Genomic DNA, 22,149 nt, shown 5'->3' with positions numbered 1-22,149 from the left:
CGGGAAAATCAGGCGTCGCGTCCAGCCAGCCAACGCCGCAGGTCTTCCACCAACCCGGCATCAAGCCTCTGCCCCCGCAGCACGATCTTTCCGCGCGCAGTTTCCAGAAACAGACCCTGCGCCACCTCTTCGCCACGGGGTCCGGAAGCAACCTTCCTGTCTGTCGCCTTGCTTTCGGCCCGCGCCAGCGCGCGTTCCAGCGCCGCCCGTTCCGCCGCAGCATCCGTTGCGGGGGTCTTGCGCAAACTGTCGCGCAACCGCACCCCGAAGGCAGGCACTGTGTCGATGGCCTTCACCAGCGCCAGGCCCAGCTTTTCGGGGATGCTCTCCGGGAAATGCAAAGCGGATCCAAGCGCCTCATGCAGTGTCACGAAAGACTGGATCTTGGAGCGTTTCGAGGCACTGGCATGCGCAAAAAGCGCCTGTACAGCGACCTTTGGCGAGGGGTAGACCCCGATGCCCGCAGCCTCTGCCGCGACCCGGGCGCGTTCGTAAAAGGACAGGTTGGCCCGGATCTCGTTTTCCTCGACCATGGCCAGATACGCAGCTTCGGAGCTTTCGGGCGCACGCACCAGCGCCAGCACCGTCCCCTGCCCCAGCCTGCGCAGCGCCTCGACCCGCCGCAACCCCGAGATCAACCCGTATCCCCCCGCAGGCAGCGCCACCAGCTCCACCGGGGTTTGCTGGCCCCGGCTCGCGATGCTCGCCTCCAGCGCAGCCATTTCTTCTTCGTCCAGCGTAAGCCGGTCGCGCAGCAGATGATCGCGCCGGATCTCGTCCAGAGAAATGCGCTGGATCAGCCGCCCCTCTTCGCGGGCCGATTGCAGCGCGCCTGCGACCTCCTCGAAGGCCGCCTGCCCCGCCGCATCATCCGCAATATCGGCAATCGGGGCGGCCCGGCGTGGCGACCCGGCCCAGCCGTTCACATAGCCCTTTGTCTCCAGCCCCTGCTGCCCGCTTGCCGGGTTTGCCGGTTCCAGCCGCCTGCGTTTCGCCATGATCCCGTTCCTCCTGTATATGCAGGCCCTAACCCGCGTTCAGAGCCGCATCCCGCGACGCCCTGCCCTCTTTCTCCCGGGCCAGTTCGTCCCGGCGCCAACTGCCCACGAGAAGCCGCTTGAACGCGGCATAGGTCTCGTCAAAGGCCGCGCGCCCGCGCGCATAGGTGTCACGGTTGAAATCGCGGTAATCGGCCTCGTAGATGCCGTGGACGCGCTCTCCGGCCTGTCCGATCAGTGCCGTGTAATCCTGCCGGAAAGGCGACAGGCGGTGGCCCAGATAGGTCTGCATCAGCCCGGCCATTTCCGCCTGCTGGCTGGAATCGAAGCGGGTGATCACGGTTTGCACCGCATCCCATTCGAAACGCAGTTCAGGGCGCCCCAGGGCACGGGCGGCCATGTTCTCGCCTTCCTCGATCGATTGAAAGGCGGCATGCAGCATGTCGAAGAACCGTCCGGTGCTGTCAAATTCAACGAAAGAGGCACCGGTGGGCACGATCAGGATATCCGCCGCTGCCAGACCGTTGATCGTCAGATAGCCAAGGGCAGGGGGGGTATCGAGCACCACAAGATCGTAACTGTCGAGCAGCCCGCCGCTCTCCAGCGCCTCGCTCAGCGCATCCCAAAGCTTCCAGCTGCGCCCGGCCATGCGCCAGACCGGGATCTGGAACTCTGACCAATAGAGATTGAGCTGCGCGCCGATCAGGTCGATATTCGGCCAATGCGTGGGCCGGACAAGATCGGCAGGATTGATCTCCAGCGCCTCGCTCAGCGTGTCGTCCAGGGGCAGGGGGGCTTCTCCGCGGTCAAGGCGCCGCTGGTTCTCGGCCCGCAGGTATTCCGCGTAATGCCTGGCAATCATCGGAAAGACGGTCTGCCATTCATCGGCCACCTGCCCGTTCAGGATCGAGGTCATGGACCCCTGACTGTCCAGATCGATCACCAGCACCTTGTACCCGTCCAGCGCGGCCGACATGGCCAGATGCGCGGCGGTGGATGTCTTGCCGACGCCGCCCTTGAAATTCGCCACTGCAACGGTCTTGGCCGGCAATCCTTTGGGTCGGTAGGGCAGGTATTCCTTGGCCTTGGAGCCTTCCGTCCCGAAATGCGTCCGAAGCTGCAATACTTCGCTGAAGGTGAACCATTTGGCACCGCCATCGGTTTCCGACTGGCCTTGCGGCAATTCGGGATGGGCGCGCAGCACGCGCCGGAAATGTGCGGGCGCCACGGGGATGAGATATTTGGTGATCTCCCAAGTGGAAAACAGCCGCAGCGTCTTGGAGCCATCCGGATTCATGCCGCGCCCGGCCAGGTCGCTGCGGCCACGCAGGCAGGCCTCGGCGATTTCGGCGAAATCCGTCGTTCTGACCGGATCCTCCATTGCCGACATCGCCGCATCGGGGGCGATTCTGAAATAGGGTGGGGGGGAGGATGTACTGCTCATGACCCTCTCGATATGCCGTGTTTTCTGCAAGATACCGCAAAACACGCTACATGCAAGAAAACATTGCTCATCTATGGGGGTTCTATGCAAATCCAATGGCTTGCCAGCATGTACTGCGACGACGAGAAGCGCAGCTTCAAAGTGCTGCTTAGTTATTATTTGGTTATTAATTAGTTACAGGATCAGAGGCTTTCCCGTAAAGCCCTGTATTCAAAATGGTTTTGCCTCTCTAACAAAGTTCCTGTGACTCTGATGCCACGAAAAGGCGACTCTGATCCCACGCTCAGGTGACTCCGGTCCCACGATTTCAGCGGACGTGCTTGTGGACAGAATCGTGCGGCCTTTCTAATGTGGGTGTCACTGAAACACCGAAGAGCGCCCCTGGGTTTTCGGACCACGGGAAAAAAAAAGCGCCAGGTACGAGAGCGAGCAGAGCATGGCAGATGAAGACCGGAGTCGCGGCTGCGCGACAAGGCGGCGGTGAACACCGGGTCCCCGCAGGCGGCGGGTGACTTTTTCGTATGCGATTTTTTCGCGGCGGTCCCCAAGCACGACCTTGCCTCGATGGAACATCCGCTGTTCTCGCTGTCCACGCGGCCCGATCGCCGGATCATCGAATACCGCCACAACGATATCGAGGTGACGGTCACGCCCTCGGTCAAGGGCCGGGCGACGATCTTTGATGCCGATATCCTGATTTTCTGTATCTCCCAGCTTATGGCGGCGCTCAATGCCGGCCGGGCCACCCATCGCACGCTGACGCTGACCGCGCATGATCTGTTGTTGGCCACGGGACGCGAGACCTCCGGCGATGGCTACCGGCGGCTGCGCGATGCGTTCGAGCGGCTGGCCGGCACGCGCGTCACCACCAATATCACCACCGGCCCAAAGACGGACCCTTTCGAGGTCACCACCGGTTTTGGCCTGATCGAAAGCTGGGAGATCGTCCGCCGCACCCGTGGGGGCCGCATGGTCAGCGTGGCGGTGACGCTGTCGGAATGGCTTTACCGCGCGGTGCTGTCGAAATCCGTGCTGACGCTCAGCCGGGACTATTTCACCCTGCGCCGGCCGCTGGAACGTCGGATCTACGAACTGTGCCGCAAGCATTGCGGACGGCAGCCGGAATGGCGGGTGTCGGTCGAGACATTGTGCAAGAAATCCGGCTCTGCCAGCCCGCGCCGGGTGTTCCGTGCGATGCTGCGCGAGATCATCCGCGATGCGCACCTGCCCGATTACACGCTGACCGAAGAAGAGGGGGATATGATCTGCGTGCGGCCCATCGCCGCCGTGATAGAGCCCACCGCCCACGCCCCACAGCTTGCCCCCGAGACGTTTGCCGCCGCCCGCACCCTGATGCCCGGTCTTGATGTCTATGCGCTTGAGGCCCAATGGCAGGCCGTCTGGATCGCCTCCGGCGCCCCCCGCCTGAAATCCCCCGACCGCGCCTTTCTGGGCTGGGTGAAAAAGCGTGGCAGTGCGGGCTGAACTCTGACTTGCGCTGGAAGGTTTCCACCAAGAAACTAAAAATAAAGCGCAATATCAGGGCCTTGTAGATGGCCGTTTCGCATGCGAAACGCTTCGTCCTACACTGGCTTGCGCGAGTGGTGCAAAAAGACGCAAGGCCAGGGTGGCAATATGGAGGCGTGAATACGGGCGCTTATCGGAGCGCTTTTTTCGTGGCCAAACCGAACCTATCGCCCGGTTTGGCTGGGCGGATTGACGATCTCACTGGGTCAGGGGGCGGGAAAATAGGACGCGGTCCTGCCCTGATGCCAGTAGGATGCCAGCCCCAGCCATTCCTTGACTGCGAGATCCGTCAGCCGCAGCCCGTCGGTGAAGTGATAGGTGTAGAAGGGATCGAATGGCGGAATCCACCGGAAATCGACCGGGTAGGGCACCGGATCCATCCCAAGCTTTCTGAAGGTCCCGATCACGCGGGGCATCCGGTGGGCGGAACTCAGAACCCACCATGTTTTGTCCTTGTCATCCCCGATCAGCGCGATGGAATTGCGCACGCGTTCGAAGGTGCTGCTGGATGCGCCCTCGACGTCGATCCTGTCATCGGCAACGCCGAATTCCAGCAGGATGCGCCGCATCCCGTCGGCCTGGCGCAGCGGGGCAGGGGGGCCGCCGGCACCGCTGCCGGAACTCACGATGATCCGCGCATCGGGAAAGCGGCGGGCCAGCAGGGCCGCGATGGGGATCGCATCGCCGTCCTCCGTCAGCTCCATCAGCGCACCGGTGCGTTGCGCATGCACCTCGTTGACGCCGCCGCCCACGAGCACGATGCCGAAAGGTTCTGGCGCCTCTGCCACGGTCATGGCCGGAAAGCGTGACACCAGCGGAGCCAGAAGTAATTCGTTTGCCGAGCTATAGCCGAAGACCAGCAGCCCCGCTGCGCCCAACCCGATGGCAGAAAGGCCCAGGTGGCGCAGGCGGAGCAGGAACAGGGCCAACCCCGCCACGACCAGCAGGATCAGGAAATTCGAGGGGGTCGTCATGAACACCAGAAGGGATCTGATCATGCGGGTCTCCTGCGGGTTACGCGATGTGCAAGGGTTTCTCGGCCTCGGCCAGCCGAGAAGCCCTGATCAGGTGCCGGGTGCGTTTTTCGAAAGTGGCCTCGAAGCAATGGTCTTGCGCAAACCCGCGCCCCAGCCGGGCCATGTCCTGCAACGCGCCGCGATCACCGTGAAGCCGGGCGATCTGGGCGGCAAGCGCGGTTGCGTCACGCATCGGCACGCTCCAGCCGGCACCGGATTCGCGCACGATGCCGGCAAAGGCCTCGTTGGCATATCCGGCGATCGGGACGCCGCAGGACATGACTTCGGGATAGGTGCTTGAGGGATCGCCCTGGGGGTGGCAGCACACGAAGAGATCGGCCTGCCGTTTCAGCAGGGGGATCCAGCCGCTGCGGAAATCCATCGGGGGATGCAAGGCCACCCGGTCTGACAGCGCGGCCTGGGCGATCTCGCGGCGCAGCGCCTTTTCCAGGTCGCCGCTGCCGTAGATATCCATCTGGTAGGGTACGCCGTGCCGGTCAAGCGCCTTGGCCACGCGCGGCAATTCAAGCACGCCCTTCATGGCCGTGATCCGTCCGCCGAAGACCAGCCGCAGAGGCGCGCCCGAGGCCATCTGCGCACATTTCGCCTTCAGGGCACCGTCGTCGATGATATCCGCTGCCGGCACCCGGTTGTCGAAGAACAGCATTGGATTGGGTGCGATCGAATTGTAGAGATCGTAAGTCGGCGTGCCGCTGCATTGCAGCCCGGTGGCATGATCGCGCAGCATCTGGCGGCGCCGTCGCTCAACCCCTTGGATATAAAATTTGCGTCGCAGCCTGCGCAACGGATTGGGTGTCGACGCATTGATGATCTGGATCTCGGTCCGGGGCGTGTATTCGCTGGTGAATACGATGGGAACGCCGGTCCGGTGGCAAAGCGCTGCGGTCTCGGCTTCGTAAGATGACAGATGCGCCAGCACAATGGCGGCTTGCTCAAGGCGGGTGGTCAATGTTCCGATGTCTCCCGGACGTAATTCCAGCTTGGATGTCGGGTGCTCAAGTTCTGTTTCGACCTGGTCCATGTCGATGCCCGGGCGTGTCTCCAGGTTCACAAGCGAGGTAACCGGACCCGGCCATGTTCGGGCGTATTCGCCCGCGCCGTCGAGGTATTTCTGCGTCAGGACCAGACGACCCTCCGACCCTTTCCGTGCCTTGAGACTAGGGAGGAGGATAAGTTCCCGGGGGGCGTCCGCTTTCATGAGACCATATCCAGCGTCTGTTTCAGATCATCGATAGCCACGGAAAACCCGTCGGGGGCAGGGTGGCCGACCGTGAAGGCAAAGCGCAGGTCCGCCCGGTCGGTGAACTCTTTGAAGGCCATGGCAAACCGGTCGGGCGGTTGCAGCACCACCAAGGCACCGTTTTCGGCGATCGGGTAGATCGCATGGGCCAGGTGGCTGCCCTCCACGCTGACCACCACCGGCGCATCAAGCAGGCGCTGCGCAATCGTCCGGGCCTCAAGGGCAGCCGGTTCGACAATATCGAAGCCAAGCGCCGTCAACACGGCCTCGATCTGCGCCTCGTTGACAAGGTGGCGGCGTTCGCCGGTGTTCCCGCGCTTGAGATAGACCCCCGCAGGTCGCGTGCCGGGCAGGGGTGTTCCAAGCGTATGGCGCAGGCGCGCGCGCAGTTCGGCATAGCGTGCGGCCTTGGACGCGTTTTGCCCGAAATCCGTATAAAGGGTCAGCCGCTTGACCCGCGCCGCCGTCACGCAAGACGGACGCGGCATGGACAGGACCTCGCGATAGCCCTCTTCGTGCTCATAGGGTTTGGTGACGACTGAGATTGCCGGAGCGCCGACTTCAGGCAGCAATTCCATCGGCAGCACGGCGCGCAGAAAAATGCCGAAATACTGGCTTCCGGCCCAGTTGGAGACAAGATGCGCCTCGGCAAGTCGCTGTGTGGCACCACGCCCCCTGCGAAGCACCTGCTGCGCGCCGAAGCCCGCCTGCATCCTGGCCGTCCCGCGATAGAGGTAAGCCCCGGCGATATCGACATCCTCGATCAGATGGGCGCATGTTGCGGCATGTTCGATCATGCTGCCCTCGATGAACCGCCGCTCGGTCTGCCAATCCCGCCAGGGCGACAGGGCGGTGACACGGTCGAGCGCGTCGGGCAGGTGGATCGCGGGCGGGCAAGTATGCGACTCTGCGGGGCAGATCTCCCAGCTCCGGGTGGCCATGTCGGCCATGTTCGGTGCGCGGCCCGCAATAAGACGGCGCATTCCCCAAGCCAGAAAGGGGGTGTTCAGCTGCATGGATTGCAAGTCACGCGATCCTGAGCCTCCTGCGCAAGGCCTGCCGGATTGCAGATGACATCAAGAACACGGTCCTGATCCTGCGGTGCGAGATCGGGATAGAGCGGCAGACACAGGACCTGCTCGGACGCTTCGATGGCACAGGGCAGGCCCTGCGGATCTGCCGAAGGCAGATCGCGATACAGGAGAAGCTGCGAAAGCGGAGGATGGAAATAGCGCCGCGCATGGATTCCAGCCGCCTTCAGCCTCTCATGCAGTGCCATACAGGGCAGCGGGTAGTCCGGCCCTATCAATATCGGGAAAGCATAGTTGTTCCGACCCGGCCGGTCGGGCGGGCAGATACAGCGGATCCCGTCCATATCCTTCAGCCGGTCCCAGTAGCGCTGAACCACCTGCCCGCGCCGCGCGATGTCGTGTTCAACATGCGGAAGCTGCGCCAGGCCCACCGCGGCGTGCATCTCGCTCATCTTGGCATTCAGTCCAATGCTCTCGATGTTGTTTTCGTCGAGGATTCCGTAATTGCACAGCCGGTCGAGCGCCTGTTTCGTTTCAGGATCATGCGAGATGATCGCACCGCCCTCAAGCGTGTTGAAGACCTTCGTGGCGTGAAAGCTGACCACCGACAGGTCGCCATGGCGCAGCAGGCTGCCGCCCTCGTCCTTCGCTGCGAAACAATGCGCCGCGTCATAGATCAGGGCCAGCCCGTGGCGTTCGGCAATATCCGCCAAAGCCCGCGTATCGCAGGGATTGGCATAGCAATGCACCGCGAAAATGGCGCGGGTCTTTGGCGTGATGCGCCGCTCGACATCCTCGGGATCGACGCTCAGCGTTTCGGGGTCGATATCGGCAAAGACCAGATCGGCCCCGACCCAACGTGCAGCATGGGCCGTCGCCACGAAGGAAAAGGCGGGGGTGATCACCTCGCCGGACACACCCAGATGCCGCAAGGCCAGCATGCATCCCAGGGTCGCATTTGCCGTCACGGTGACATAGGGCACGTCCAGATAGGCGGCCAGAGCAGCCTCAAAGCGCTGGTGAACAGGGCCAAAATTGGTCACAAAACGCCGGTCCCATATCTCGTCCAGTAACGAGATCACGTCCGCGCGCGGGGGCAATGTCGGACAGGTAACGTAGATAATGTTTTCGGGCATTTAAAACCCCACCCTGTGGTGCCGCCAACCGGAAAATAGAAGCAGAATAAATATAGTATGAGCCTAGTATTCTGACTTATTTCGGGAAGATCACAATATATTTTTCATAGGGCGTATGTTTGATGCCGCGCAGATGACGAAGGTTATTCCCGACAATTCCGCTGGGACAAATCAGATGCAGTATGGTTTTTTCGCCGGATTTCTGTGACGTCAGAGCCGATGTATCCCGGGTTTCGGGATCACTTGTATTCGATAAGCCCGCGGGGCCTGCCTGCGAGGCGGCGCAGGTGGTATTCGATCACGCCCATGGCTTCGGGGAATTTGCCGATACTGAGCAGCCAGGCCCGTTCCCAGGCGGCGCGTGTGGCCCCTTCGCGCAGGGCGAAACGCAGGGCGCGCAGGGGGTAGAGGACAAAGAGCGCCAATGCCCAGGGGTGCAGCCCGATCGCCAGCAAGATGATCGCACAGGGCACGACGGCACCCCAGAGCAAGGCGCGGCGCACCTGATCCACGCAGTGGCGTTCGGGGGGGGCACCGTGCAGCACGGCACCTTCGGCCCAGGCATGGCCCGCCCGGCGCGCCCGCGACCAGAACTGCCCCAGCCGGGTCATGGCCGCGTCATGCAGGGTCATTTCCGTGTCTATGCGCCAGATCTTCCAGCCCGCTGCGCGGAGCCGCACGCACATTTCAGGCTCTTCTCCCGCGATCAGCGCGGGGTTGTAGCCGCCCACCTCATCAAGCGCGTCCATCCGCATCAAGGCGTCGCCGCCGCAGGCACGCTGCTCGCCCAAGGGCACATCCCATTCCCAGTCGCACATCCGGTTGTAGATCGTTGCATCGGGAAAGCGTTCCCGGCGACGGCCGAAAACCACGCCCACCTCCGGGTGACTGTCCAGAAACGTCCGGGCCGCGGGCAGCCATTCCGGCTGCAATTCGCAATCGCCATCCATGAACTGCACCAGGGTCGGGCGCGGGCCATGCAGGCGCAGACGTTCCAGCCCCGCATTGCGCGCCCGCGCGGCCGTGAATGGCTGCGACATGTCGAGCGCGACAACCTCTGCGCCCGCCTTTGTTGCGGCCTGCTGCGACCCATCGGTCGAGCCGCTGTCCACATAGATCACGCGGTCGGCCGTTGCCACGGAGGCAAGCCCCCGGATCAGCCGCGCCCCTTCATTGCGTCCGATGATGACGACAGCGAGACTCATGCGTTCTTTCCCGTCGACATGGCCTTCAGGCATATGGGGCGCGTCAGGGCCGGGCCCGCTGTCGCGTTGATCTTACTGGTTCTCAGGATCTGGCGCCGCCTCTTGCAGTTTCGCCAGGGCCTCTCGCGCGCGGGCGATCTGGGGCCGGGCATCGTCTGTTCCTGCCACGTCCAGCGTATTCTGATATGCCGTGATCGCGTCCTGCGACTGGTCAAGCGCGGCATAGGCCTCGGCCAGATGATACTGCACGATCGGATCGTCTGGCAGGCCGGTTGCGGCGCTCTCCAGATAGGGCAGGGCGGTTTCGGTATCGCCGCGCCGGAATGCCAGCCAGCCATAGGTGTCCTGAAAGGCCGGCACATCGGTGTCGCGCAGCCGCCGGGCGATTTCCCAGGCGCGGTCAAGGCTCTCGGTGTCATCCTTGTAGGTGACCAGAAGGCTGGCGAGGTTGTTGGCGAAGATCACCGACCCGGTATCGCGGGCATAAAGCGTGTCGTAGATCGCGATGGCCGCATCAATGTCACCGGCCGTTTCGTGTTCCGCGGCCTTGGCCCAAAGCAGGGCCGGGGCGTCCGGCACCGCGGCCAGCGCTTCATCCAGAAGGGCACCGGCGGCCTCTGCATCGCCCTGGACCTGGGCGATGCGGATAAGCTGTTGCCAGATGCTGACACGGGTGGGGTCTTCGTCCAGAAGCGCGCGCATCTCCGCGCGGGCGGTTTCCAGATCGCCCGTGGCCGCCCGGGTGGTTGCCAGCAGGAAGCGCAGTTCCGATCTTTCGGGGAATTCAGCGGCCAGCTCCTCGGCCATGTTCAGGGCTTCGTCGCGCTGGCCCGAAGACAGGCGCGCACGCAGCAGGTTGATCTTTTCCTCAAGCCCGGCCTCGGCACCCTGGGCCATCTCTTCGAGGTAGGACAACGCCTTGTCCGTGCCCTCCTGCCGCGCAAGCAGTTGAACCTGAAGACGGTTGGCCGCCGCCTGGCTGCTCTGCGAGCCGGCCTTGCGCAGCTCTGTCACCGCCATCTCTGCCCGGCCGAAATCTTCTGTCGTCAGGTAGATGTCGCCCAGCAGGGTCAGGATATCCTCGTTCGTGGGCGCGCGTCGCAGGGCTGACAGCAGCACTTCTTCGGCGGAATCGTAGCTTTCAGAGGCCAACAGCATCTGTGCATAGCGCAGTGAGGGCTCTGGCGCATTGCCCGACACATCCGCCGCCTGTGCGAGGAAATCGCGGGCCAGATCGGAACTGCCCGCGCGGGTATAGGCATTGGCCATCAGCGAAAGCGCCTGCACGTCGTCGGCGGAGGTATTGAGCACCCGGCGCAGATTGGCGATGGCCCCATCCGTGTCATCGGCCGCGATCTGGCGCGCGGCGCGCATCTTCAATGCCGATACATTGTCGCTGTCGGCCTCCAGCACCTCGTCCACCAGCCGTTGGGCCCCCACGTCATTGCCGGTGGAGACCAGCATGCGTGCCAATGCGATCCGGACCTCGTTGTTCACATCCGACGGTTCGGTCGTATCCTCGACACTGTCGAGGATCGCTTGCAGGTCGGCGATGGCCTTGTCCTGTTTTCCATCCTCGAAATCCAGCGCAGCGCGAAGTATCCGCAGCCGGTTCGGTTCTGAATTGACATCGATTGCGGCGTCAAGTTCTGCCTGGGCGGCCTCGATGCCGCGTTCATCCTTGAGGAATTGAACAAGGCTGATGAAGAAGACCGGATCGGCATCGGCGGGATTGCTGATATCGCGCAGGAACGCCTCGGCACCCTCGTTATCACCGGTTGCCATCAGGTATTGCACCAGCGTGCCCTTGGCATCGACATCATCAGGGAAGCGCTCGATGACGTTGCGCAGATGCGCCTCCATCTCTGCCCGGTCGCCGGTCTGGCGCAAAAGCATCAGCCGCTGATTGTAATAGCGGCGCGTCTCGGGCTTGCGGGCGATCATCGCATCCAGCTGGGCAAGCGCCTTTTCGGTGTCGGCGGCGCGCAGGTAGCTGTCGAACAGGATCTGTTCCAGCAGGCCATTCTCGGGCATTTGTGCCGCCAGGTCCTCGGCGCGGGTGAACAGAGCCTCGGCGGCGGGGGCATCGTCTTCCAGGACTGCGGCACGGTATTGCAGCGCCAGTTCAATCGCCTTGCTGCGCGGCGCGTCGGGGGCCAGTTCGACGGCGCGCGTGCCGTGGCGGGTGAATTCTTCCCAATTGCGGGCCTCAAAAGCGAGTTCCGCCATCACCGTGCGCCCCTCGACATCGTCGGGCAATTGTTCGACCAGACGCAGATATTGATTATAGGCACCCGGGATATTGCCGGTGTCCACCATCAGCCGGGCCATGGTCCGCCGGGCCTCTTCATGGTTGGGGGCCAGTTCGAAGACATTGCGCAATGCGACAATCGCCCTGTCGGGATCATTGGCGGCAATCAATTCCTGCGCCGTCTCGAAATGGGCCTGAGCCTTTTCTTCCTCGGATTTGCAGGCAGTGAGCGCCAGACAGACGCCACAGATCAACAAGGCTTTGCGAAGAGGGCGGATATACATGGCAGGGCCTCCAGAAATACCTTGTTAATTGAGTACACCCCCTGAGGGCGCGCGCTCAGGATGAATGGTGCTTCATATACATGCTGGTGTTCAAGAAAAACAACCCGAACCGCAAACGTCATGAACGTTCCGGATCGGGTTTTGAGACGGGCTGGACAGCCGTGTCTGAAAGCTGTGGCTGGTTCAGTGTCCGGTCGCGCGCAGCACGACGCCAACGGTCTGACCCAGCACCCGCAGATCGGTGCCGAAAGACACGCTGCGCGAGTAGCGGTCGTCAAACACCGCACGCCCGGCAAAGGTGCTGTCATTGCGATCAGAGACCTGCCACAAACCGGTGATGCCCGGGCGCAGCGCATAATAGGCACGGCCGGGATAGAGGTCCTGCTGACAGACCATCATCGGGCGCGGCCCGACCAAAGACATGGTGCCATTCAGCACGTTCCACAATTGCGGCAGCTCATCCAGAGAGGTCTTGCGCAGTACGCGGCCGACAAGGGTGATCCGGGGGTCGTTGCGCAGCTTCTGGGTGGCGTTCCACTCTGCCTGGGCTTTGGGATTGGAATCCAGATATGTCTGAAGCGCGGCACCTGCGCCGGGCACCATGGTGCGCATCTTCCACATGCGAAATACCCGTCCGCCACGGCCGATACGCTGTTGCGAATAGAACGGGTTATGCCCGTCGAGCATGACGAGCAGGCACATCAGTGCAATCAGGGGGGCCACGACAGGCAGGGTCAGCAACACAAGAACGAAATCGATCCAGCGTTTCGTGTTTTGATGGTAGAAGCTAGCAGCGCGATCCGACTGGCCTATCCCAAATTGGACAGCCTCCGCATCCGCGGAAACATCCGGATAATACATCGTCATTATATCTTAACTCCTGAAAACGCTCGGTAATAAAAAAATCCGTCGCAGTAAATGGCACAACACTATCAAAATGATTTCTGTAAATTAACGAGATATTTAGAAAATTGCAAATGAAAGATGGCCCAGAATTCCCGTGGAACGCACTCCGCTGCCGCATGTTTGTGCAGAGCGCATCCCTTCCTCGCGGCGCAATTTTTGCTTGGTAGCGGACACAGGTCGGGTTGCTGACAGGCTGGTTTGAAACGGGCTAAATTGTTGTATTTCGGGACGTTAGCCTCGTGGGTGTGACAATGGACATCCCGAAGGCCGCGCAGCTGAGGGCCGTGGAGACGTCTCGGCTGCTGGTGTCACGGAATGTCCTGTTCAAATTTGTCCCGGCAATCCGACACAGAGTTCCGTTACGTCACGGTTCAGGTCGAATGGTGCAGAAAGGATCCGGCACCCGGTCAGGCGAAGGGATCCTTGTAACGGCCTAGCTTCTGCTTGAGCACGGCCCAGAGGAAGGGTGGTTCGTGAATCACATAACGATGGAATCGCGCGCGGGGTTCCTTGATCAGCCGGTAGAGCCATTCGAACCCCCATTCGGTGATCCAGACCGGTGGGCGATCAAACGTGCCGCTTTCGTAATCGATGGTGCCCCCCAAAGGCAGCCAAAGCTTCACGCCCGGCATCCGGTCGCGGTATTTCATGATGAACTTTTCCTGCCGCCCGCCGGCGAGCCCGACAAGGCAGACCGTTGCGCCGCTGTCGTTGATCGCGGCAATCATGCGCTCGATCTCGGCCGGATCGCGATCAAAATCGAAGGACGGGCTGTCTGTGCCCACGATCATCTCGCGGCCGACTTTCGCGTTGATATTCCTGGCGGCCAGATCTGCCACGCCCGGTTTGCCGCCGCTCAGGAAGACCGTCATGGAGGGGTCATTCGCATATCGCATGTAGAATTTCGGGAAATAGTCGCTGCCAGAAACCCGCTCCTGTACCGGCGTGCCCAGCCATTTGGTCGCGAAATACATGATCTGGCTGTCGCAGGTGATCACGTCGAACTGCTCCAGCAGGTCGTAGAACTCCCGGTCCTTCTGGAGTTTCATGATCATGTCCACATGCAGCGTGAGCATCACCCCCTCGCGGAAATGCTCCACGATATCGTCCATGGAGACGTCATGGACATAAGCGTTCAGCATCTGCACACGCTTCATTTCACCCAGTCCCGCGGCTGTCTCCGTATTGCTTGCATCCGCCATCACGCAGGTTGCCCCATATATTTGTCCACCAGCGCCTTCGTTCCGTGGATATTGCCGGCCGAAGAGGCCCCGAAGACGATGCTTTCCACGCCGGGCAGTTCCGAAATCCAGTGAATGGCTTCATCCGCCGGGATCGCGCCGGAGGCATAGACCGACATTGCCACCGCCCGCACGCGGCCCGACTTCAGCGCGTCGAGATAGGCATCGAACCCGCCCGACATGCGGAACCCGATCTTGTTGATGTTGGAACAGATGATCGGGCGTTCGATCCCTTCCTTTTCCAGCGCATCAAGCAGCATCGGCATGTTCATGGTGATATAGGCAGGCTCTGCGCCCCATTTCTCGCGGATGTGATCGTCAAAGATCCGCAGGGCGCGGGTGAACCCCATCCCCAGAAGCAGGTCGGTAAAGACGTTCTGGATGAAGACGACAGGCGTCTTCGTGCCTTCGAACATCTTCATCTCCATGTCGATCAGCACCTTGGCGATGCCGTCGACCTCTTTCGTCGCGAGCGCCTTGGTGCCTGTCAGCGCGGTTGCCAGCAGCCCGTCCTTGGGCATGAATTCGCGAAGCGCGCCCACCATGCCATGTTCCGTCACCGCGTTGGCGTATTTATGGGCATAGGGCATGCAGGGGTAGAACTGGAAATCGGCGTAGCGCACCGGGTCGGCCTTCACGCGCTTTGCAATTTCTGCGATGCGGTCATGGGTGGTGCACATGAAGGTGTTGATGCCCGCATCATAGGCCACGTCGAGCACATCCATGATGGCTTGGGTTTTCTGGAACCGCATGGCCTGGGCGCGGGCCTTTTCCTCGGACATGTGGTTGATGCCGAAGAACTGATTGTCGCCGAACAGAAGCTTGTCCATCTCTTTTCCTCCTCAGCGACCGAACCAGCCGCGCTTTTTCGCGGGCTGGGGTGCACCGGTACGGGCCTCGCCCACAGCGTTGCCGGTTTCGGCGTTCTCGATGATCATCGCCATCGTGCGGTCGGTTTCGGTGGCCGAGGCAAAGCCGTTTTCCAACGCCTGTGCCTTGCCGTCCCGCGCCGCGCAGATGAAATCGTCAAGCTGGCCGGAATATTCCTCGCCGCGCAGATAGAACCAGCGATCCTCGGTCAGTTCAGTGGTGTATTTCACCGTCCAGCCTTCATCGTAGCCCTCCAGCCCGTCGACGGGCTTGCGCAGATAGGCCTGGCATTCCTGCCGGTCGGCATACAGCCGGCCATTGGTGCCGATAAGGCTGATCTTGGTGGACATCTTGCGGTGGCTCTCGTCCGACCAGTTTACCGAAAGCTGCGCGGTGGGGCCTTCGTTCCAGCGCAAGGTCGAGAACACCTCGTCATCGGTGCCTTCGGAAAAGACCTGCCCCAGATGCGATCCCATCACCCGGTCGGGCGCGCCGAAGAACCAGTTCAGCAGGTTCAGCGGATGGGCGGCGTAGTCGTAAAGACAACCGCCCCCCTCGGCCTTGTCGGTGCGCCAGGTTGTGCGCTTGGGGCGCAGCACGACCGGGCCATAAGCCTCGGCCAGAACATGGGTGATGCGCCCGATGGCCCCGGCGTCGATCAGCCGCTTCATTTCGCGGAAAGCACCGACATAGCGGTAGTGATAGCCCACCTGCGCCACCAGATTTTTCTGGGTCGCCGCATCGGTCAACCGCTGGCTGTCGGCCCAGTCAAGGCAGAAGGGTTTTTCACAAAAGACATGGAGCCCCTTGTCGAGCGCCGCCGTCACCATCGGCGCATGCAGCCGCGAAGGCGTGGCAATCACCACCGCGTCGAGCGGTTCCTTCGCCAGCATCTCGTCATAATCACGGTAGATGGGCGTATCGATGTTCTTGCTGAGCACATCGACCATGAACCCCGCACCGTCACAGGCGATGGTCTTCACATCCGGATGCGCATTGACCATGGCGAAGTGGCTGAGGCCCATCTTTCCGAGCCCCACAACGCCGACTTTCAGTTTTTCCACGATCCTGCCCTCAACCTCTTGTAAAAAATGTCAGCCGGTCACAGAGACCAGACCTTGATGAAATCGCCCGGTGTATCGGGCATTCTTCCTCGCCACGCAAGTTGCAAGTCCAATAGCGCAAATTACAACCGCGCGGCAGGATTTATGCGGCCATGGTAAAATATGATGCATGCCAAACTTTGTGGATCCTGATCTTGGGGCAATGTTATGCGCCGTGGCTCTTTTACGGCATGACGCGTCCGGTCCGTCATCGTGAGCGGGCCCGGGCAACCCCAGATCCCAACAGTCCAGTTTTCCGGAGGCAGAGCCTACACAGGCTCCTTGACAAGCCGGTGTAGGCTACATTATCGCAGATTTAGAAATAATTTTTTGTTGTTTACGGAGTATTTTTTTGTGTTCAAAAAATTCCTTTTGCCGTTGATTTTTCTTGCAATTCCTTGCGCTGCGATGGCGTCAACCGTGAATGTCACGCATAAGTCCATCGGAGAGCAGTACCAAAGTTTCCATGGAATTAGAGACAATACGGTCACGCAAGGCCGCGACCTGACGGGAATGGTTGTGACCGCGTCTTATGTTGACGGTACAACCGAGGTGGTTACTTGGAGCCCGACAAGGAATTCTTTTGGCCAGTCTGTTGGATCCGGATTTAGCTTGATTTATGGGTGGCGGCCATTCGAATTGTCCGTGACAAAGTCGCTTTTGTCTTTGTCCCTGGACGTCCGCGCTGCTAACGCTGTCTTCGACATCAGCAGGTCCACACAGCCCGGCGAAGACACCTATGGGACGAAGGGCGGTTACGCCTTTGAAGTGGCCGGAGACGATGATCCGGAAGGCGTAATCGATGTGACCTATTCCAAAGGGTTCAAGCTTGCTGGCCATGAGCGCGCGACGGATGCGTACACACTTATGTCAATCGACTTCAGTGGGCTGAGTGGCGGCGGGCTGTCCAACGGTTTGCAATTCCGCACGGACCTAGACAGCCTGTCAATATCGGGTGACCTTTCGTCGGTCCCGCTTCCAGCGTCGCTGTTGTTGTTCGCGTCTGCCTTTGGGTTGATGGGCGCGGGGGCCGCTCGCAGGCGTGCTGCCCGGTAGCACCACGAGCGGCGGTCCCGCCGGATATTACGCGCGGATCGATCCCGGCCAAAGCGCAAGCCCGCCCCGGCCGGTCCCTTCTGTGTCATGGCCCTAGCCAACTATCCGGTTTTCTGTGCCCGCTTCACAGCTTCATTCGGATTGGTGAGCCACAAGCAGTTCTCGAAGTTGTCCAGCGTTTGTATCCTGGTCATGAAAATCAAGAACACGCTTTCGTCCTGTTTGACCCATCCGCGTCAGATCATCGGTTTGTTTTGATAACAACGCGTCGAGGCATTCAACCAGTGTCTCTTTATCACCAGGCTGCGCCAACCATCCGCAGGATGCGTCGACAAGTTCCGGGATACCATTGATTCGGGTCGTCAGGACCGGGCGGCCCAACGCGAAACTCTCCATGATCACGATGGGAAGACCTTCCGCGAGGCTTGGCAAAAGCAGCGCCCGTGACTTGCGCAGAGCATCCCGCACCTCTTCATTTGTCTTCCAGCCCGCCAATTCCACATGGTGCTGTAGCCCGAGCCGATCAATTGTTGCCTCAACCAGAGGGCGTTGATCCCCATCACCGATGAGGACCAATTTCATCTCCGGATATCGGGCTGCGATCTCGCCGACAGCTTCGACAAGAAGATGCTGTGCTTTCGCTGTGCAAAGACGCCCTACGCAGACAAGGTTCAAATTCCGGGGGACATCCGTGGCCCCTGCAAATTCAGCAAGATCCAGACCGCAACGGACAATGTGGATTTTGTCAGTGTTGTGTCCACCCGTATGGGAATCAACCATTCTGCGGCAGTAATCCGTAATTGCCGCGATAAATGTTGCGTGCTCGACTTTCAACGACAGAGAATTTTCCGTCATCTCGAATAATTCGTCGGGGCCATGTACGGTTACGCTGTAAGATGGTCCGCCCAGTAAAAAGGACAGCAGTGCCACGCTTGCGGAATTGGTGGAAAAATGCACATGCAGGTGTTGAATGCCCTGCGCAACGGTCTGCTGTTTCAGCAGGACGGCTTCCAGAAGATAGGCGAATTGTTTCCACTTCTTGGCATTCGTGTTTGCCATCATCTGCAGCGTTGCGCGGAACGCACGCAACAGCCCCGCGGGGTTGGTGAAAGATTCCCGTAAGAAGGCCATCACAAGGGTGAAAAACCCTTGCCCAAGAAGGTAGTAAGTCCTTTTCTGTTCCTCGATATCCTTTGGGTCAACGAGATTTTGATCCCAAGGACGAATTGCAAAGCGCTTTACCTTGAAACCGGCTCGCTCATGTGCCTCGATCTCACGCCGGATAAAGGTCGTGCTGGTCATGGGGTACGCATTCATGAGATAGGCAAAATTCATGCCGTCAATCCTGTTACTGTGATCGGGCTTCGTGGGTTAGCCGGGAAACCCGTTCGCTGAGATCATGCGGGACAATGTTGCTTTGTATTTTGCCTTGCGCGATTGTGGTCTGAAATTCCTGAAGTATCGGTGCATAACTTGAAGCGCCGAAACCAAAGAATTCCGGCTGGGTTGGCACACGCGCCTTCAGGCGGCGCAGGGCCGGCATGGATTTCAGCCTGTCTTTGAGCCCTATCCGCTTTGGTCCATCCTGAGATGGCGCAAGCTTGGGGTAGGGCCTGTGCACAAGCGTTTCGCCCGCCAGAGAGCTTGGCCCGAGGGTCAGTAACCCGAATTCGTTTGAGAGATGGAGGAGATTGGGGCCAACCCGGTCAAAAGCCAGTGTAATCAAAGATCGTGCGTGCCCTTCATGTTCCAGACGCAATTCTGCGCTGGTATCAAGCCCATCCGCGTTGCGGGTTACGAAGACCGATTGGCTCACCACGTCTCCCAGGAGGTGGATGGCCGCTGCATAGCCGTAGACGGCCCGGTCTAACAGAACGCCGCCATTTTCGGGATCTAGATAATGGGATTTATCGCTGGCGTTCAGGGGATAAGAAAAATCAAACTGTAAAAAACCCGGCCGAGAATGCGCCGTTCTGGTTTTCAGGGCGCGATACGCAGGCAAGGCCAGTGTCCAGATCGCTTCCATGACCAGGACCCCCTGCGCCCGGGCCTTGGACAGCACTCTCCCTGTCTCCTCCGGTGACCCGGTCAGAGGCTTTTCACACAAAGCGGGTTTACCCGCATCAATCGCATTGTCCAGCAGGGCCGCATGCTGTCCCGGCGGGGTCGCTATATAGACGGCGTCTGTCTGGTCGAAAAAGTCACCAATGTCGCTGCAACCTATGGCATCAAGCGAGTGGAGTTTGCAGAATGCATCCGCCCGGTCGGCGCTTCGGGAAAGCACTGCAGTGACCGCAAGTTGCGGGATGGTCGCTGTCGCCCGCGCCATCTCGGACGCCATTGCGCCGGTCCCGACAATTCCCAGGCGGACACTCTCTTGGGCGGATACTCTGCTCAAGGCGCGGCGGCCTTCTGATCCAGGATCGGCAGCGGGTCACATCTTGATTGCATGTGATAGACGGCACCCTCTTCGCCTGCATTCTGGAGGGCCAGTGTGGCTTCCGTTGTATGCAAGGCCAGTTCCGTTGCGCGCGTATCCACGTCACCCCTGGAAATGGAGTGGAAAAGGTCAACCGGCCCTAGAAAGTAATCCATGGTCGACGATCCCCGCCGCGAGGCGCGCGCGCCACTCTGCCGCCTGCCAAAACGCAATCGCTTGGGTAGCGGCGACTCCATGAGACGCCTCCGGATCTGAAAGCGTCGGCGGTACAAGAGCTTGGCATAATTGTTCCATGTATCCTTCATCTGCAGGATGCCCTTGTCGCCGGTCACAAGCAGTTCGTGGTTGTGCGGTGCAACGACGGTAATGGTCAGACGCAGAATGGGACCGGACTCAAATCGCAATATGCCCACCGACATGTCAGGTGTATGACATGCCGGATCAAGCCCTTTGTCGATCGTCGGTGCTGAGAAAGCCGTTATCGATCGGATCGATCCGAAAATTGCAATCATCCATGTGAGCACATAACCGGCATGCTCCAGCGTACAGCCGGTCCGCATTTCATCCTCATAGGGCCAGGGCGCCCCGCTTTCGCTGAACCACTTTTCGTGAGGGGCCTGTGGGATGAACCCGTCATCCATTTCCGCATATATCAGCCGAACCGGACCACATATGTCTTCCTGTACCGCCTCTGCAAGCGACATGGCCGCCTCGGACAGATAGGAGCAGGGCGCCCCACCTAGCTGCAACCCTCGAGACCTGGCCAGATCGACAAGTTCCTCGGCATGTTTCAAATCAGTCGCCAGCGGCTTTTCTGAATAAACGTGTTTTCCTGCCAGAAGGCAGTCGCGAGTGACCTGGTAGTGTGCTGATGGCGTTGTCAGGTTCAACACCAATCCGTTTTCTGGCAGCCTGTCTAAAAGTGCTTCCAAACTGTCAAACTCTTGCACCTTCCAGTGGTTGCAAAATTCCGCAAGACGGTCAGGTCGAATATCGAAAGCGCCAATAATCTCCACGTCCGGATGCAGCTCCTGGGATCGCATGTAAAGGTCGGCGACGAACCCGGTTCCCACGATCACTACAGAGTTCATCTTGTTTACCATGCCACGCCGGAATATTCGAATTTCAATAGATTTTTCACGCAGATCACTACGTCAAAAGCTGCAAAGCAGCAAGCAATTCCAACCCTGACGACCCATCGCGCATATCAGGTGGGGTTTTGATATCCTTGAGGGGATCAGGCTGCCCGAAACTGCCCAAAAGTTCGTGACGGCCTGCGTTGCCGTGGCTTTTGCGTGTTCCGGATTGCTGTCTCATCTTCACCCCTTGGTGGTTACGATGAGACAGGAATCCTCTCTTATCAAATTACCCTAAACTGACCCATTGGCTCTGATGTCAGACATTTGTGTCATTTGGTAAATTGACCTTGGCCTGAAAGGCCCGCAGCACGGCGATGTTTATGTGACAAGTCGTATCCGGACCAGACATGTGCAGAATCGTCCACAGAGAGGTTGCAACCTTTCGTGACTTTTCAAACAAATATCAATATACAAACAGAAGGCCAACCGAGGTTTTCCCATGAAACGCTGGCTTGCCGGTGTTGTCCTTTGCTCATGCGTTCTGGCAGCAGTCGCTGCGGGCGTCGGTGCCTTGGGTTATTTTTCCCACCGCGAACAGATCGCCCCCCTTTATGGTTTGGCTGAACGTGTCATCCGCAAGGTCCGCCGCGAAATCGGGATGCCCAGCGAAACCGCCGTACGGGTTCAGCGCGTCGAAACCGCCTTTCTGACCCTCTTGGGCACCACATACACCAGGGATGACAACGATTTCCTCAATGGCGGCGGGTTGACCCAATGGGGTGAGGATGTCCTGATGATCAACCATCACGGCACCATCTACTACCTTGAAGAAGGCAACGGGCTGATCGAGAGCGGGATCCGCCCGCCCGAGACGGGAATAGCCGGATATGTCGCGCTGGCGGCGGAAAAATACCCCGATCAATGGGCAAAAGAAGACGCGCTGCGCTTCATGGATATCGAGTTCATCGACAGCGAAGCCTTCCGGGGGCTGATTTCGTCCTATACCTACATTGATGTCGCGAATGAATGTTACCGGTCCCGTCTGGCCGGATTGCGGATCGCGGCTGACGTCAGCTCGATCAAGGATGTGCAGGCCGGGCCGGATGACTGGGAGATCGTGTTCGAAACCTCGCCCTGTCTCGAATTCAATCCCAGCCGCGAGCTGATCGTGGGCTATATGGGCGGGGGGCGTGTGGCGTTCAAAGCGCCGAACCTGCTCTACATGGTGTCAATGAGCGTTCAAAACTGACCCGGTTTCAGCGATTAAATTTGACCCACCCTATGTGGCGCAAAGCCCCCAG

19 protein-coding genes are annotated in these 22,149 nt (G+C 60.1%); 3 read left to right on the top strand and 16 right to left on the bottom strand.

The window, feature by feature from the left end:
- Positions 1 to 8: 8 nt before the first annotated feature.
- Together ACN0WV_RS16255 and ACN0WV_RS16250 are read right to left on the bottom strand one after the other, a co-directional pair.
- Positions 9 to 998, bottom strand: a complete 990-nt coding sequence (locus ACN0WV_RS16255) for a ParB/RepB/Spo0J family partition protein (protein WP_116599827.1) — start codon at positions 996 to 998, stop codon at positions 9 to 11.
- A 28-nt stretch (positions 999 to 1,026) separates the two neighbouring features.
- A complete protein-coding gene (locus ACN0WV_RS16250; protein WP_116599826.1) occupies positions 1,027 to 2,442 on the bottom strand; it encodes an AAA family ATPase in 1,416 nt (471 codons plus the stop codon).
- A gap of 462 nt (positions 2,443 to 2,904) precedes the next feature.
- On the opposite strand from ACN0WV_RS16250, the gene ACN0WV_RS16245 reads away from it, so the two are divergent.
- A complete protein-coding gene (locus tag ACN0WV_RS16245) occupies positions 2,905 to 3,927 on the top strand; it encodes a replication initiator protein A (protein WP_116599825.1) in 1,023 nt (340 codons plus the stop codon).
- A gap of 248 nt (positions 3,928 to 4,175) precedes the next feature.
- On the opposite strand, the gene ACN0WV_RS16240 is transcribed toward ACN0WV_RS16245, so the two are convergent.
- From ACN0WV_RS16240 to ACN0WV_RS16195, 10 genes are all read right to left on the bottom strand, one after another.
- Complete coding sequence (locus tag ACN0WV_RS16240; RefSeq protein WP_116599824.1) at positions 4,176 to 4,967, bottom strand: YdcF family protein; 792 nt, start codon at positions 4,965 to 4,967, stop codon at positions 4,176 to 4,178.
- 16 nt (positions 4,968 to 4,983) lie between these two features.
- Positions 4,984 to 6,204, bottom strand: a complete 1,221-nt coding sequence (locus tag ACN0WV_RS16235) for a glycosyltransferase (protein WP_116599823.1) — start codon at positions 6,202 to 6,204, stop codon at positions 4,984 to 4,986.
- Entirely contained in the window at positions 6,201 to 7,262 is a 1,062-nt protein-coding gene (locus ACN0WV_RS16230) for a glycosyltransferase 61 family protein (RefSeq protein WP_116599822.1), read from the bottom strand. Before ACN0WV_RS16230 ends, ACN0WV_RS16235 begins: the two co-directional genes overlap by 4 nt.
- Positions 7,253 to 8,413: a DegT/DnrJ/EryC1/StrS family aminotransferase gene (locus tag ACN0WV_RS16225; RefSeq protein ID WP_116599821.1), complete on the bottom strand. Its 1,161-nt coding sequence runs from the start codon at positions 8,411 to 8,413 to the stop codon at positions 7,253 to 7,255. The genes ACN0WV_RS16230 and ACN0WV_RS16225 overlap by 10 nt, the downstream gene beginning before the upstream one ends.
- Positions 8,414 to 8,652: 239 nt before the next feature.
- A complete protein-coding gene (locus ACN0WV_RS16220; RefSeq protein WP_232825029.1) occupies positions 8,653 to 9,618 on the bottom strand; it encodes a glycosyltransferase family 2 protein in 966 nt (321 codons plus the stop codon).
- 72 nt (positions 9,619 to 9,690) lie between these two features.
- Positions 9,691 to 12,153 carry a tetratricopeptide repeat protein gene (locus ACN0WV_RS16215; RefSeq protein WP_116599819.1) on the bottom strand — a complete coding sequence of 821 codons (2,463 nt, stop codon included), beginning with the start codon at positions 12,151 to 12,153 and terminating at the stop codon, positions 9,691 to 9,693.
- A gap of 183 nt (positions 12,154 to 12,336) precedes the next feature.
- Positions 12,337 to 13,020, bottom strand: a complete 684-nt coding sequence (locus ACN0WV_RS16210) for a sugar transferase (protein ID WP_116599818.1) — start codon at positions 13,018 to 13,020, stop codon at positions 12,337 to 12,339.
- 446 nt (positions 13,021 to 13,466) lie between these two features.
- On the bottom strand, positions 13,467 to 14,216 hold the full coding sequence (locus ACN0WV_RS16205) for a WecB/TagA/CpsF family glycosyltransferase (RefSeq protein ID WP_157960651.1): 750 nt from the start codon (positions 14,214 to 14,216) through the stop codon (positions 13,467 to 13,469).
- Positions 14,217 to 14,260: 44 nt separating this feature from the next.
- Positions 14,261 to 15,130, bottom strand: coding sequence for a hypothetical protein (locus ACN0WV_RS16200; protein ID WP_116599816.1), 870 nt, complete (start codon positions 15,128 to 15,130; stop codon positions 14,261 to 14,263).
- A gap of 12 nt (positions 15,131 to 15,142) precedes the next feature.
- On the bottom strand, positions 15,143 to 16,234 hold the full coding sequence (locus tag ACN0WV_RS16195; RefSeq protein WP_198662714.1) for a Gfo/Idh/MocA family protein: 1,092 nt from the start codon (positions 16,232 to 16,234) through the stop codon (positions 15,143 to 15,145).
- A gap of 393 nt (positions 16,235 to 16,627) precedes the next feature.
- Here ACN0WV_RS16195 and ACN0WV_RS16190 point away from each other — a divergent pair, with 393 nt between their 5' ends.
- Positions 16,628 to 17,329 (top strand): hypothetical protein, encoded by a 702-nt coding sequence (locus ACN0WV_RS16190; protein WP_417607148.1) that lies wholly within the window; start codon positions 16,628 to 16,630, stop codon positions 17,327 to 17,329.
- 132 nt (positions 17,330 to 17,461) lie between these two features.
- Here ACN0WV_RS16190 and ACN0WV_RS16185 read toward each other — a convergent pair whose 3' ends face one another.
- The 4 genes from ACN0WV_RS16185 to ACN0WV_RS16170 are packed head-to-tail and all read right to left on the bottom strand — an operon-like array spanning position 17,462 to position 21,086.
- Positions 17,462 to 18,631, bottom strand: a complete 1,170-nt coding sequence (locus ACN0WV_RS16185) for a glycosyltransferase family 4 protein (protein ID WP_157960649.1) — start codon at positions 18,629 to 18,631, stop codon at positions 17,462 to 17,464.
- A 46-nt stretch (positions 18,632 to 18,677) separates the two neighbouring features.
- Complete coding sequence (locus ACN0WV_RS16180) at positions 18,678 to 19,727, bottom strand: Gfo/Idh/MocA family protein (RefSeq protein WP_269801568.1); 1,050 nt, start codon at positions 19,725 to 19,727, stop codon at positions 18,678 to 18,680.
- Positions 19,724 to 20,872, bottom strand: coding sequence for a Gfo/Idh/MocA family protein (locus ACN0WV_RS16175; protein ID WP_232825028.1), 1,149 nt, complete (start codon positions 20,870 to 20,872; stop codon positions 19,724 to 19,726). Before ACN0WV_RS16175 ends, ACN0WV_RS16180 begins: the two co-directional genes overlap by 4 nt.
- Before the next feature lie 46 nt (positions 20,873 to 20,918).
- Complete coding sequence (locus tag ACN0WV_RS16170) at positions 20,919 to 21,086, bottom strand: hypothetical protein (RefSeq protein ID WP_198662713.1); 168 nt, start codon at positions 21,084 to 21,086, stop codon at positions 20,919 to 20,921.
- Between the two features lie 261 nt (positions 21,087 to 21,347).
- Between ACN0WV_RS16170 and ACN0WV_RS16165 the strand changes: the two genes are divergently transcribed.
- Complete coding sequence (locus ACN0WV_RS16165; RefSeq protein WP_417607145.1) at positions 21,348 to 22,097, top strand: hypothetical protein; 750 nt, start codon at positions 21,348 to 21,350, stop codon at positions 22,095 to 22,097.
- The last annotated feature ends 52 nt before the right edge of the window (positions 22,098 to 22,149 follow it).

It is taken from the genome of Primorskyibacter flagellatus (assembly GCF_048268605.1).
GTDB lineage: Bacteria > Pseudomonadota > Alphaproteobacteria > Rhodobacterales > Rhodobacteraceae > Primorskyibacter > Primorskyibacter flagellatus.
Note: the sequence above shows the minus strand (reverse complement) of the source record. Positions and strands in the feature narration are given on the sequence as shown.

Coding starts and splice junctions, on each gene's coding strand:
- ACN0WV_RS16255 (WP_116599827.1), bottom strand. CDS start 998: ATGGCGAAACGCAGGCGGCTGGAACCGGCAAACCCGGCAAGCGGGCAG.
- ACN0WV_RS16250 (WP_116599826.1), bottom strand. CDS start 2,442: ATGAGCAGTACATCCTCCCCCCCACCCTATTTCAGAATCGCCCCCGAT.
- ACN0WV_RS16240 (WP_116599824.1), bottom strand. CDS start 4,967: ATGATCAGATCCCTTCTGGTGTTCATGACGACCCCCTCGAATTTCCTG.
- ACN0WV_RS16235 (WP_116599823.1), bottom strand. CDS start 6,204: ATGAAAGCGGACGCCCCCCGGGAACTTATCCTCCTCCCTAGTCTCAAG.
- ACN0WV_RS16230 (WP_116599822.1), bottom strand. CDS start 7,262: ATGCAGCTGAACACCCCCTTTCTGGCTTGGGGAATGCGCCGTCTTATT.
- ACN0WV_RS16225 (WP_116599821.1), bottom strand. CDS start 8,413: ATGCCCGAAAACATTATCTACGTTACCTGTCCGACATTGCCCCCGCGC.
- ACN0WV_RS16220 (WP_232825029.1), bottom strand. CDS start 9,618: ATGAGTCTCGCTGTCGTCATCATCGGACGCAATGAAGGGGCGCGGCTG.
- ACN0WV_RS16215 (WP_116599819.1), bottom strand. CDS start 12,153: ATGTATATCCGCCCTCTTCGCAAAGCCTTGTTGATCTGTGGCGTCTGT.
- ACN0WV_RS16210 (WP_116599818.1), bottom strand. CDS start 13,020: ATGACGATGTATTATCCGGATGTTTCCGCGGATGCGGAGGCTGTCCAA.
- ACN0WV_RS16205 (WP_157960651.1), bottom strand. CDS start 14,216: ATGAAGCGTGTGCAGATGCTGAACGCTTATGTCCATGACGTCTCCATG.
- ACN0WV_RS16200 (WP_116599816.1), bottom strand. CDS start 15,130: ATGGACAAGCTTCTGTTCGGCGACAATCAGTTCTTCGGCATCAACCAC.
- ACN0WV_RS16185 (WP_157960649.1), bottom strand. CDS start 18,631: ATGACCAGCACGACCTTTATCCGGCGTGAGATCGAGGCACATGAGCGA.
- ACN0WV_RS16175 (WP_232825028.1), bottom strand. CDS start 20,872: ATGGTAAACAAGATGAACTCTGTAGTGATCGTGGGAACCGGGTTCGTC.
- ACN0WV_RS16170 (WP_198662713.1), bottom strand. CDS start 21,086: ATGAGACAGCAATCCGGAACACGCAAAAGCCACGGCAACGCAGGCCGT.
- ACN0WV_RS16165 (WP_417607145.1), top strand. CDS start 21,348: ATGAAACGCTGGCTTGCCGGTGTTGTCCTTTGCTCATGCGTTCTGGCA.